Genomic DNA, 13,613 nt, shown 5'->3' on the forward strand with positions numbered 1-13,613 from the left:
ACGCGCTCTAAATTGAGCGCGTTTTTTGATTTTTAAAACAACAACTACAACAAACAATATAACTTACAATGAGCGACGCTTTAAAACACGAATGTGGTATTGCACAAATTAGACTTTTAAAACCTCTAGAGTTTTATAAGGAAAAATATGGCACAGCTTTTTACGGAGTGAATAAAATGTATTTAATGATGGAAAAACAGCACAATCGAGGTCAAGATGGTGCAGGTTTTGCCAGTATTAAATTAGACACCAATCCTGGAGATCGTTATATAAGTCGAGTACGCTCTATTGCTCAACAACCTATTCAGGATATTTTTGCCCAAATAAACGACAGAATTAATAAAGAAATGTTAGAACATCCTGAATTTAAAGAGGATGTAGCTCTTCAAAAAAAGCATCTTCCTTATATTGGTGAAGTCCTTCTTGGCCATGTTAGGTATGGAACATTTGGCAAAAACAGCGTAGAAAATGTTCATCCTTTTTTAAGGCAAAATAATTGGATGCACAGAAATTTAATAGTTGCCGGAAACTTTAACATGACTAATGTTAATGAGTTATTTGATGGTTTGGTAAGAATTGGGCAACATCCTAAAGAAAAGGCTGATACTATAACCATTATGGAAAAAATTGGTCATTTTTTAGATGATGCAGTAGCAAAAAAATATAAACAATTAAAAAAAGAAGGTTATAGTAAAAATGAATGCTCTCCTTTAATTGCAGACCGCCTTAATGTGGCAAAAATATTAAAACGTGCATCAAAAAACTGGGATGGAGGTTATGCTATGGCTGGGCTTTTAGGTCATGGAGATGCTTTTGTTTTAAGAGATCCAGCAGGTATTAGACCAGCATATTATTACAAAGATGATGAAGTTGTAGTAGTAGCTTCAGAACGTCCAGTAATTCAAACTGTATTTAATGTAGATTTTGATGATGTAAAAGAACTAGAACCTGGACACGCTATTATCACAAAAAAATCTGGAGAAGTTTCAATTAAAAAAATCATTGAACCCTTAGAGCGTAAAGCGTGTTCTTTTGAACGTATTTATTTTTCAAGAGGAAGTGATGCAGAAATTTATCAAGAAAGAAAAAAACTGGGCAAATTACTTATGCCAAAAGTTCTAGAAGCTATTGAAAATGACACTAAAAATACCGTGTTTTCTTATATTCCAAATACAGCTGAAACTTCATTTTTTGGAATGATAGAAACTGTTGAAGATTTTCTTAATAAAAGAAAAACACAAGCTATTTTGGATGGCAAAGGAGGCTTATCTGCAGAAAGAGTTAAAGACATATTAAACGAAAGACCTAGAATTGAAAAAATAGCCATTAAAGATGTTAAACTAAGAACTTTTATTACTGAAGATAGTAGTAGAGATGATTTAGTTGCACATGTTTATGATGTGACTTATGGAGTAATTAAACCAACCGATAATCTAGTTATTATTGACGATAGTATTGTAAGAGGAACAACTCTAAAAAAGAGTATTATTAAAATGATGGATAGATTACATCCTAAAAAAATAATTGTAGTTTCATCTGCTCCTCAAATTCGTTATCCAGATTGTTATGGAATTGATATGGCTAGACTGGAAGATTTAATTGCTTTTCGTGCTATGTTAGAATTATTAGAAGAGAACAATAAGTATCATTTAGTTAGAGAAGTTTACGAAAAATGTAAAGCACAAGAAAATCTAGAAGATAAAGATGTAAGGAATTTTGTTAAAGAATTATATTCAGAATTTACTGCTGATGCTATTTCAAACAAAATTGCAGAATTAATTTGTGATGAAACTGTAAACGCTAAAGTAGAAACTATTTTCCAACCCATAGATAATTTACATAAAGCTTGTCCGAAAAATTTAGGCGATTGGTATTTTACTGGTAACTATCCAACCGTTGGAGGTAACAGAGTTGTAAACAGAGCTTTTATTAATTTTTACGAAGGAAATAAAGAACGAGCATATTAGATAAGATCTTAATTTTTAACGTTTTATCTAACAAATACGTGCTTTTATCTGAAATATTTGCATTTCATCTAATATATAAAAAAAATAAATAAAATAAAACTACTTTAGACTCACCATAACATAAGTAGGTTAAGTTCATGGTAGATTTGGGGCAAAAAAAGGTGAACTCTCGTTCGCCTTTTTTTATTTTTATATTTCTACTTCAATAACAAAAGTTTTACTTAATCTCTTATTAATAACTCTTTTAGACTAATATTTAAGTAGTTTATCTATTAATTTTCTTTAATCTAAAATAACAATCATATATTTGTTGTTACCATAACATAAGTAGGTTAAGTTTATGGTAGATTTGGGGCAAAAAAGGTGAACTCTCGTTCACCTTTTTTCATTTTCAAACAAAAAAAAGCAAACCTAAAAGTTTGCTTCTCAAATTCATTTTATAAGTTTTAACTTATTTTGCTTCAGCATATCTTCTTTCAACTTCATTCCAATTAATTACATTAAAAAATGCATTAATATAATCTGGTCTTCTATTTTGATAATTTAAATAATATGCATGTTCCCAAACATCTAACCCTAAAATTGGAGTTCCTCCACAAGTAACTCCAGGCATTAATGGATTGTCTTGATTAGGTGTAGAGCAAACTTCTACTTTTCCTCCTTTATGCACACATAACCATGCCCAACCAGAACCAAATTGTGTTGCTGCAGCTTTACTAAATGCATCTTTAAAAGCATCTACTGAACCATAAGCTGCAATAATAGCATCTTTTAGTTCTCCAGATAAATAACCTTTCCCTTCTGGATTCATTACGTCCCAAAATAAAGAATGATTATAAAACCCTCCACCATTATTTCTAACAGCTTTATTGTTCATATCTAAATTAGTAAGTATGTTCTCTATAGATTTTCCTTCTAAATCAGAACCTGCTATCGCATTATTTAAATTATTTGTATATCCTTGGTGGTGTTTTGAATGATGTATTTCCATTGTACGAGCATCTATATGAGGCTCTAAAGCATCATATGCATATTTTAATTTCGGTAATTCGAAAGCCATAATATTTAATTTTTTAGTGTTAATAATTAATTCTTTCAAATTTACGGATAAATCATAGCAATTAAAAATAATAAATACCTATCAAATCATCGATAGTTTTTATCTTGTGTAAAATTTTACTTCATGAATGGTCAGAGTTCTTTTTTAGTCTATAATGCTTCAGCAGGTAGTGGAAAAACATTTTCGCTAGTTAAAGAATATCTAAAGATTATTATCAAGTCTCCTTTTAACGACAAATTTAAACACATACTTGCTATTACCTTTACTAACAAGGCTGCTAGTGAGATGAAAGATCGTATTATAGATACGTTAAAATCTTTTTCGTCTCAAACTATTTTAGAACATCCTAATGATATGTTCCAAATGATTTGTAGCGAATTACAAATGACTCCTTTAGCGGTTCATGAAAAATCGAAAACTTTATTAAACACCATTGTTTATAATTATGCTTTTTTTGATATTTCTACCATTGATGGATTTACTCATAAAATAATAAGAACATTTGCATACGATTTAAAATTACCATTAAATTTTGAAGTAGAATTAGATCAAGAAGTCCTATTAACTGAAGCTGTAGATAGATTAATTGCAAAAGCTGGAACAGATAAAGAACTAACTAAAGTTTTAATTGATTTTGCAATTGAAAAAACAGATGATGATAAAAGTTGGGATGTTTCTTACGACTTTTATAAAGTTTCTAAACTACTTATAAATGAAAATGAAATTCCATTTATAAATGCTATAAAAAACAAAACACTTGAAGATTTTAAGAGTTTTAAAATATTTTTAAAACAAGAAATTGTTCAAACTGAAAATTCTATAGTTAAAATTGCTCAAAAAACATTAACATTAATTGATGAAGCAGGTCTCGAATTTAAAGACTTTTCAAGAAGCACACTTCCAAACCATTTTAAAAAGGCTTCAAATTTAGAATTAAATAGTCTTTATGATAATAAACTTGAGGAGAATATCTCTAACAGAACTGGCATCTACAATAAAACTTTAGAAGCGTCTATAGCTAATACAATTGAACAAATATTGCCAGAAATTGAAGTTTTTTATAAAACTATAAAAGCACAAGTTTATAATTTAAAATTTCTAAAAGCATGTTATAGAAACATCACTCCACTTTCTGTTTTAAATGCCATAAACAAAGAATTAAATACCCTTAAAATAGAACAGAATAAAGTTTTAATATCTGAATTCAATAATCTAATAAGTAATGAAATAAAAGAACAACCAACGCCTTTTATTTACGAACGTTTGGGTGAAAAATTCAGTCATTATTTTATTGACGAATTCCAAGACACATCTGTTCTACAATGGGAAAATTTAATCCCATTAATAGACAATAAATTATCACAAGAAAATTTAAATACAGAAAAAGGATCCTTAATGATTGTTGGTGATGCCAAACAGGCAATTTATAGATGGCGTGGAGGAAAAGCAGAACAATTTATAGATTTATTTAATAATACTAACCCTTTTCAAATAAAAAAAACAATTGTTAATCTACCACAAAATTTTAGAAGCTATCAGGAGATTATAAATTTCAACAATAGCTTTTTTAAATTTTTGGCTGAATCTATTTTTAGCGAAGAAATTCATCAGAATATATACAATAATGCTAAACAAACAATTACCAAAAATCATAACGGTTTTGTTAGCATAGATTTTTTAGATATCAATAGAGAAGATGATATTGATACCATTTATACTGAAAAAACACTTGAAACCATTAATTTTTGTTTACAAAACGGATTTGTGTTAAGTGATATTTGTATTCTAGTTAGAAAAAACAAACAAGGTGTAGCAATTGCTGATTATTTAAACGAACATAAAATTCCTCTTATTTCATCTGAAACTTTATTGTTAAAAAACTCTCCTGATGTTGAATTTGCCATTCATTTTCTGAAACTATTATTACAACCAAAAAATAATGAAATAAAAATTCAGGTTCTTAATTATCTTGCAGAAACTCTTCAAATTGAAGCAAAGCATGCGTTTTTCGAAAAACACATAAATTTAAACTTAAATGTGTTATTTGCTTCTCTTCAAGAATACAATATCTATATACAGCTTAATAATTTATTACAATTGTCTTTATTTGAATTGGTTGAATCAATTATTAGATCCTTTAATTTAGTAGAAACATCCAATGCTTATATTCAATATTTATTAGACTTAGTTTTTGAATATACCCAAAAAACCCAGCCAGATTTATTAGGATTTATTGAATACTATGAAAAAAAGAAAGACAAATTAAGTATTGTTTTACCACCTGGACAAGAAGCAGTTCAAATAATGACTATCCACAAATCTAAAGGATTGGAGTTTCCTGTAGTTATTTTTCCTTATGCTGATTTAGATATTTATAAAGAAAATGAACCAAAAGAATGGTTCCCATTGAATCCTGAAAATTTTCAAGGTTTCAATTATTCGCTTCTAAATTTTTCAGGAGATTTTGAGAATTTTGGCGAAATAGGAAATCAAATCTATAATAGAAGACGTGCTAATCTTGAATTAGACAACATTAATATCTTGTATGTAGCATTAACCAGAGCAGTAGAACAACTATTTGTTATTTCTAAAAAAGATGTAAATAATAAAGGTGAAATTAAAACTCAAACATATTCCGGTTTCTTAATCAATTATTTAATTCAATTAAATCTTTGGAATAACAATCAATCCTATTATACTTTTGGAAAACCAGAGAAAAGTTCTGAAAAGAAGTCTTTATCAAAAAATACAATAGAACAAAAAGTATTTATTTCTTCTCCAAAACACGAACATAATATTAAAATAGTCACTAATTCTGGTTTATTATGGGATACGCATCAAAAAGAAGCTATTGAAAAAGGGAATCTCATACACGAAATTATGTCTCAGATTAAAACAGAAACTGATATAGATTTTGTGATAAATGAGTTTATATTTTCAAATATCATCAATAAAGAACAAGCTTTAATTTTAAAAGAAATAGTGCTTCAAATAGTATTACACAAAGATTTAACTCTTTATTTTTCTGATAATGTAATTATATATAATGAAAGAGATATTATATCTAAATCTGGAGAGATAATTCGTTTAGATAGATTAGTGATAAACAACAAAAATCAAGCAATTATAATAGATTACAAAACAGGAATCGAAGATCCTAAACATTTAATTCAATTAAATAAATATGAAAATATTCTATTAGAAATGAATATAAAAACAATAAAAAAGATACTTGTATATATAAATGAAGGAATTCAAATAAAAGAATTTTAAATTTGCAAAAAACAACCAAGTCATGTACGGAAAATTAAAAGAACACTTAGAAAACGAAATTCAAGAGATAAAAGATAATGGCCTGTTTAAATCTGAACGTATTATTACTTCGGCTCAAGGAGCAGAGATTACCCTAAATACAGGTGAAACAGTTTTAAATTTTTGTGCCAATAATTATTTAGGTCTTTCTTCTCACCCAGAAGTTATTCAAGCAGCTAAAGATGTCATGGATACTCATGGATTTGGCATGTCTTCTGTTCGATTTATATGTGGAACACAAGACATTCACAAAGAATTAGAACATAAAATTGCTGAATTTTATGATACAGAAGACACTATTTTATATGCTGCAGCATTTGATGCAAATGGTGGTGTTTTTGAACCTTTATTTGGTGTAGAAGATGCCATTATTTCAGATTCTTTAAATCATGCCTCTATTATAGATGGAGTAAGATTATGTAAAGCTGCAAGATATCGATACCAAAATAACGATATGGCAGATTTAGAAAATCAACTAATTGAAGCCAACAAAAATGGAGCACGTTTTAAAATTATAGTTACTGATGGTGTATTCTCAATGGATGGATTGGTAGCGCCTTTAGATAAAATTTGTGATTTAGCAGATAAGTATGATGCTTTAGTAATGATTGATGAATGTCATGCAGCAGGATTTATAGGTAAAACAGGTCGTGGCACACTTGAAGAGAAAGGAGTTTTAGACAGAATAGACATTATTACTGGAACTTTAGGTAAAGCATTAGGCGGTGCCATGGGTGGATATACAACAGGCAAAAAAGAAATCATTGAAATTTTACGTCAACGGTCAAGACCCTATTTATTTTCAAACTCTTTAGCACCTGCAATTGTTGGTGCATCAATTAAAGTGTTCGACATGTTGAGGAATGATACCACTCTAAGAGATAAATTGGAATGGAACGCTGAATACTTTAAAAAAGGCATGAAAGGTGCAGGTTTTGATATTATTGATGGTGATTCTGCAATTGTTCCAGTTATGTTATATGATGCAAAATTAGCCCAAACTATGGCTAATTTACTTTTAAAAGAAGGGATTTATGTTATAGGATTCTTTTTTCCAGTTGTACCTAAAGAAAAAGCTAGAATAAGAGTTCAGCTTTCAGCAGCACACGAAAAAGAACATCTTGATATAGCAATAAAATCTTTTATAAAAGTTGGAAAACAACTTGAAATTATTTAAAATTTTTAGACAATTGAGCAGATTTTAGGTAAAATATTCAATATTTTTCTATATTTGTCTTTGTTAATAATATTTAACAACTTACTTTTGCTTACAATTAACACTTAAAAATTAAATTTTTGAATATGAAAAATCTTAGCAGATTATTGTTCGCAATGTTGCTTATGTTAAGTTATAGCAGCATTAATGCACAAGATGAAAACAATCCATGGGCTATTAACGTTGGAGTAAACGCCGTTGATTTCTATCCAACAGGTGAAGACGCTCCACTTGGAGATTTCTTTGATGAGTACTTTAATGCTCGTGATCATTGGAATATTTTACCTTCTTTATCTAGTGTCACCGTTTCAAGGTATTTTAGTAATGGTTTCTCTTTTGGAGTAACTGGTTCTATGAATAAAATTGAAAAATTTGGTGATTCAGATGTAAAAAACTTATCTTATTATGGAGCAGATGGAACTGTAAGTTATAGTTTCATGGAATTAATTAATTCAAATGTAGTTGAGCCTTACCTTGGAGTAGGTGGTGGTTACACTTGGGTAGACAAGATTGGAGCTGGTACTTTAAATGGAGCTATAGGTCTTAATTTATGGTTTACAGAAAATATTGGCTTTTCTTTCCAAAGTACTTACAAACATGCTTTCGAAGATTATTTATCTTCACATTTCCAACATTATGCAGGTTTGAAGTTTAAATTTGGAGGAAAAGATACTGACAGTGATGGAATCTACGATATTGATGATGCTTGTCCAGAAGTTCCTGGTTTAGCTGAATTTAATGGTTGTCCAGACTCAGATGGTGATGGTATTGAAGATAGTAAAGACGATTGTCCAAACGAAGCTGGTTTAGCTGAGTTTAATGGATGTCCTGATACAGATGGTGATGGTCTTGCTGATCCTAATGATGACTGTCCAACAGTTGCTGGTTCAAAAGAATTAAACGGTTGTCCAGATGCTGATGGTGATGGAATTGCTGATAAAGATGACAAATGTCCAAATGAAGCAGGACCTGCTGCAAACAATGGATGCCCTTGGCCAGATAGAGATGGTGATGGTGTAGCTGATAAAGATGATTTATGTCCAGATATAGTTGGTACTGTTGCTAACGATGGATGCCCAGAAGTAACTGAAGCTGTTAAAAAGGCTTTAAATGCTTATGCTAAAACTATCTTATTCGATACTGGTAAAGCGTCAATTAAAGATCAGTCTGCTGGTGTATTAGATAATATAATAGGTATTTTAAATGAGTACCCTAATGCTAAATTCAACATTGAAGGACATACTGATAGTGTTGGTAGTGAAGCGTTAAATCAAAAATTATCTCAAGAAAGAGCTAGTTCTGTAATGAACTACTTAATTTCTAATGGAGTTGCTTCTAACAGATTAAATGCTCATGGTTATGGAGAATCTAGACCATTAGATTCTAATAAAACGGCAGCTGGAAGAGCTAACAATAGAAGAGTAGAAATTAACTTACATAAAGATTAATTAGAACTCTTTTAAATTATATAAAAAAACGCCTCGAAATATCGAGGCGTTTTTTATTTTTATATTATGACAACATTTATTTACGAGGTATTAAAAGAGCTGTATGATAAAAATGAAAATCTTTCAAATATTACTTTTATATTACCTAGTAAGAGAGCTGGTGTATTTCTTAAACATCAAATAAAAAATGTTTCTAATAAAACTATATTTTCACCTAAAATTATAAGTATTGAAGAGTTCACTAAAGAACTTTCGCAATTAAAACTTATTTCCAATACTGAATTACTTTTTGAATTTTATAGCATTTATATTGATTTAACGAAAGAATCTAACCAAGATAATTTTGAAACCTTTTCTAAATGGGCACAAATTATTCTGCAAGATTTTAATGAAATTGATCGTTATCTAATTCCCCCAAAGCAAATATTTTATTATTTAAATGCTATTCAAGAAATAAATCATTGGTCTAAACAAGAAAACAAAACCGAATTAATACAAAACTATTTATCCTTTTGGAATCAACTTTTTGACTATTATACTCAGTTTTCAGAACATTTAATAAATAAACATATTGGTTATCAAGGTCTAATATATAAAGAAGCAGTTTCAAACATCGAATCATATATTCAAAACAATTCAGATGTTAAAATAATTTTTTTAGGCTTTAATGCTTTGAATAAAGCAGAAGAAACCATCTTTCAAGAATTGCTACAAAGTGGATTAGCAGAAATCTATTGGGATTTAGAACAAACTTTTTATGAAAACCCAATACACGATGCTAGTTTGTTTATAAGAAACTATTATCAAAACTGGTCTTATTATAAATCAAATCAACTCAAATGGATTTCAAATAATTATATCCAAAAAAAAAATATTTCAATTTATGGTATTCCTAAACATATCGGGCAAGCTAAACAAATTGGTTCCATATTAAAAGACCTAACAAATACAAAACTAAATTTAAGTCATACAGCTATTGTTTTAAGTGAAGAAACATTATTACTTCCTGTTTTAAATTCATTACCATCTTCAATAGATGCTTTAAACATAACTATGGGAATGCCTTTAAAATCGGCTCCAATTGCATCCCTTTTTGAAAAACTATTTTATTTACATAAAACATCCTATAAATCTTTTTATTATAAAGATGTTATAAGTATTCTTTCTCATCAAAATATAAGTTGTTTGTTTGAAACTGATGATAAATCTAAAGTTTCAGAAATAATAGAAACCATTCAGATTAATAATTTAGTTTATCTAAATAAAGAGCAATTAAATACTCTCTGTAAGCCATTTGAAGAAATTATAGATATTCTGTTCTCCAGTTGGGAGAATAATGCTGAAAAAGCTTTAAATCAAACCATAAATCTAGTATATAAAATTAAAAGCTGTTTAGAAAAAAACAAAAAAGAACAGATTTTAACTTTGGAATATCTTTTTAGATTTAATGAATTATTTAACGAACTAATAAGGTTGAATTCTATCTATTCACATTTGAATAGTATTAATACACTATTCGAAGTTTATAAAAATTTATTAAGTACTGAAACCCTTGATTTTAAAGGAGAACCATTAGAGGGCTTACAAATTATGGGTATGCTAGAATCCCGAGTTTTAGATTTTGAAACTGTTATCATTTCATCAGTAAATGAAGGTATTCTACCATCAGGAAAAAATCATAATTCCTTTATCCCTTTTGATGTGAAATTACAGTATAACCTACCAACTTTTAAAGAAAAAGATGCTGTTTATTCATATCATTTTTACCGATTAATTCAACGTGCTAAAAATATTCATATTTTATATAATACGGAATCTGATGCACTTAATGGTGGAGAAAAAAGTAGATTTATTACGCAATTAGAGTTAGAGGGACTACATAATATTTCTCATTATTTAGTGCTACCTAATGCAAATCCTACTATTAAAAAACTAAATCAAATTAAAAAGGATGATCTTGTTTTAGCTCGATTGAAAGAAATTGCTGAAAAAGGATTTTCACCTTCATCTTTAACCAATTACATTAGAAATCCAATTGATTTTTATAATCAGAAGATTCTAAAAATTAGAGAATATGACGAGGTTGAAGAAAACATTGCGGCAAATACTTTAGGAAATGTTATACATAATACCTTAGAAGATTTTTATAAACCTTTAGAAGGCAAACAACTTTCAATTGAGAATATTAATCAAATGAAAAAAATGGTAGATGCTAAGGTTACGAATCATTTTAAAGAATTTTATAAAGAAGGTGATATTACTAAAGGTAAAAACCTTATTGTTTTTGAAATTGCCAAACGATATATAAATAATTTTTTAAACCTAGAAATTGAAGAATTAAATAATGGAAACCAAATATCTATTGTTGCTATTGAAAGTGATAATAGAATTTTAGTAGAAATAGAGGAATTAAATTTCCCTGTTTATATAACAGGAAAAGTAGATCGTGTAGATCTATACAATGGCATGACCAGAATTATGGATTATAAAACTGGAAAAGTCCTTCAAAATCAAGTGGAAGTTATAGATTGGGAAGAATTGACAACAGAATATAACAAATATAGCAAATCGTTTCAGGTGTTATGTTACGCCTTTGCCATGTTTAAAGACCACAAAGTCCAATTACCTATAGAAGCAGGTGTTATGTCATTTAAAAATTTAAGCTCAGGTTTTTTAAAATTCGCTAAAAAAGAAAGCCCTTACGACAGGAATAAGAACACACTTATTACTGAAGAAACATTACAGTGTTTTGAAATAGAATTAAAAAAACTCATACTTGAAATCTGTAATCCTGAAATAGCTTTTATAGAAAAAGAAATAAAATGACACAAAGAAATCTTATACTATACAGGGAAACTCAAAAACCCATTGTTTGGGATGCTAATTATAACGAAACAGGAGAACCTAAAACTTTAGTTATTTTTTGCCATGGTTATAAAGGGTTCAAAGATTGGGGAAGTTGGGATTTAGTAGCAGACTATTTTAAGAAAGAAAATTTCTTTTTTGTGAAATTTAATTTTTCACATAATGGAGGAACAGTCGAAGACCCTATAGATTTTCCTGATTTAGATGCATTTTCTGAAAACAATTACACCAAAGAACTCCAAGATTTAGAAGACATATTAAATTACTTGTTATCTGATGACAATCCGTTTAAAAATGAAATAAATATCAATCATATTGTTTTAATTGGCCACTCTCGAGGTGGAGGTATTGCAACTATTTATGCTTCGGAAGATTCAAGAATCACAGATTTAATTACATGGGCAAGTGTATGCGATTTTGCTAAAAGAACTACAACAATTGGCAATTTAGATCAATGGAAAAAAGATGGAGTAAAGTATGTATTAAACGGAAGAACCAAACAACAATTGCCACATAAGTATCAGTTTTATGAAGATTTTAAAGTCAATGAAACTCGTTTAAACATTGAATTGGCAACCAAAAAATTAAAAATTCCACATCTTATTGTTCATGGAGATTCAGATTCATCTGTTTCTTATGATGAAGCCAAAATGTTGCACACTTGGAACCCAAAGAGCAAGTTAGTTATTATAGAAAATGCCAATCATGTTTTTGGTTCAAAACATCCTTGGGAAAACAAAACACTCCCAAATGAATTAAAGGAAGTTGTTAAAAAAAGCATTTCTTTTATAAAATAAAAAAAGTCTTAATAAACATTAAGACTTTTTATTCGTGGAGAATATCGGATTCGAACCGATGGCCTCTACGCTGCCAGCGTAGCGCTCTAGCCAACTGAGCTAATCCCCCAAATTATTTTATTTCATCCCACTTAAAACTAAAACTGGTAACGTTGTACTCTGAAAATCTTTTTTCAATATGGTATTGTTCTCCCAAAGCTTTGTAAAAAATCCTCGTTTACGTCTAACTACGCATAACAAATCTGGATTGTTGTCTTTGTAATGTTCTAATACACCTTGAAAAGTAGTCGCATTTTCTGAGTAAGTTGTATTTGTAATTAACTTAGATAAACTTTCATTAATTTCAAAATCTCCTTCGTTATGATATGGCGTTTTAACCAATAATAAGTTTACTATAGATTTATATTGTTGTTTAATGCGAATTAAAGGTATTAAAGCTTCATCCTTTTTAATAATTGCCGATTTTAAAGCCATTAAAATATAAATTATAGGTCTGTATTTATAACCTTCAGGAACTATTAATGCAGGAATATTGGTTTGTTTTATTATTTTTCCAGAGGTTTTACCTAAATACACTTCTTCTCTTACAGAGTTTGTTCTAGGTTCGATTAAAATTAAATCAATTTCTAAAGATTTACATACTAATTCTAAAGTATCAACTAATTTCCCTTTAAAAGTTTTTATTTTAACTTCAACATCTTTAGTATCTACTTTTGCAACATGCGATTTTAAAAACTCTAAACTTTCACGCTCTAAAATATGGTCTATTTTAATCATTGTTCCAGCTTTTGTATACACATTATAAACTTGTACAACATATAATTTTGCGCCAAATGCTTTAGCAAAATCTACTGCATATTGTAAATGACTTACGGCATTTTTAGACGATCCAACTGGAACTAAAATATTCTTCATAATCAATAATTAAAAACTAAATTTACACGATAA

The 13,613-nt window shown here is 28.8% G+C and carries 8 protein-coding genes and 1 tRNA gene; 6 read left to right on the forward strand and 3 right to left on the reverse strand.

Annotation, left to right across the window (positions count from 1 at the left end):
• Nucleotides 1–68 precede the first annotated feature (68 nt).
• The gene (locus tag FVF61_RS00575) at nucleotides 69–1,967 is read left to right on the forward strand and encodes an amidophosphoribosyltransferase (protein ID WP_148452168.1); all 1,899 of its coding nucleotides are present in this window, start codon (nucleotides 69–71) and stop codon (nucleotides 1,965–1,967) included.
• Between the two features lie 451 nt (nucleotides 1,968–2,418).
• On the opposite strand, the gene FVF61_RS00580 is transcribed toward FVF61_RS00575, so the two are convergent.
• A complete protein-coding gene (locus FVF61_RS00580; RefSeq protein ID WP_148452170.1) occupies nucleotides 2,419–3,027 on the reverse strand; it encodes a superoxide dismutase in 609 nt (202 codons plus the stop codon).
• Nucleotides 3,028–3,150: 123 nt separating this feature from the next.
• Between FVF61_RS00580 and FVF61_RS00585 the strand changes: the two genes are divergently transcribed.
• The 5 genes from FVF61_RS00585 (at nucleotide 3,151) to FVF61_RS00605 (ending at nucleotide 12,665) form a co-directional block, all read left to right on the forward strand.
• Entirely contained in the window at nucleotides 3,151–6,300 is a 3,150-nt protein-coding gene (locus FVF61_RS00585) for a UvrD-helicase domain-containing protein (protein ID WP_148452172.1), read from the forward strand.
• Nucleotides 6,301–6,322: 22 nt separating this feature from the next.
• Entirely contained in the window at nucleotides 6,323–7,516 is a 1,194-nt protein-coding gene (kbl, locus tag FVF61_RS00590) for a glycine C-acetyltransferase (RefSeq protein ID WP_148452174.1), read from the forward strand.
• A 125-nt stretch (nucleotides 7,517–7,641) separates the two neighbouring features.
• Entirely contained in the window at nucleotides 7,642–9,003 is a 1,362-nt protein-coding gene (locus tag FVF61_RS00595; RefSeq protein WP_148452176.1) for an OmpA family protein, read from the forward strand.
• A 66-nt stretch (nucleotides 9,004–9,069) separates the two neighbouring features.
• Nucleotides 9,070–11,829 (forward strand): PD-(D/E)XK nuclease family protein, encoded by a 2,760-nt coding sequence (locus FVF61_RS00600; RefSeq protein WP_148452178.1) that lies wholly within the window; start codon nucleotides 9,070–9,072, stop codon nucleotides 11,827–11,829.
• The gene (locus tag FVF61_RS00605; protein WP_148452180.1) at nucleotides 11,826–12,665 is read left to right on the forward strand and encodes an alpha/beta hydrolase family protein; all 840 of its coding nucleotides are present in this window, start codon (nucleotides 11,826–11,828) and stop codon (nucleotides 12,663–12,665) included. Before FVF61_RS00600 ends, FVF61_RS00605 begins: the two co-directional genes overlap by 4 nt.
• A gap of 35 nt (nucleotides 12,666–12,700) precedes the next feature.
• On the opposite strand, the gene FVF61_RS00610 is transcribed toward FVF61_RS00605, so the two are convergent.
• Both FVF61_RS00610 and FVF61_RS00615 read right to left on the reverse strand, forming a co-directional pair.
• Nucleotides 12,701–12,774: transfer RNA gene (locus FVF61_RS00610), tRNA-Ala, on the reverse strand.
• 8 nt (nucleotides 12,775–12,782) lie between these two features.
• Complete coding sequence (locus FVF61_RS00615) at nucleotides 12,783–13,580, reverse strand: universal stress protein (RefSeq protein ID WP_148452182.1); 798 nt, start codon at nucleotides 13,578–13,580, stop codon at nucleotides 12,783–12,785.
• Between the last annotated feature and the right edge of the window lie 33 nt (nucleotides 13,581–13,613).

Source organism: Xanthomarina maritima, from assembly GCF_008084905.1.
GTDB classification, from domain to species: Bacteria; Bacteroidota; Bacteroidia; order Flavobacteriales; family Flavobacteriaceae; genus Xanthomarina; species Xanthomarina maritima.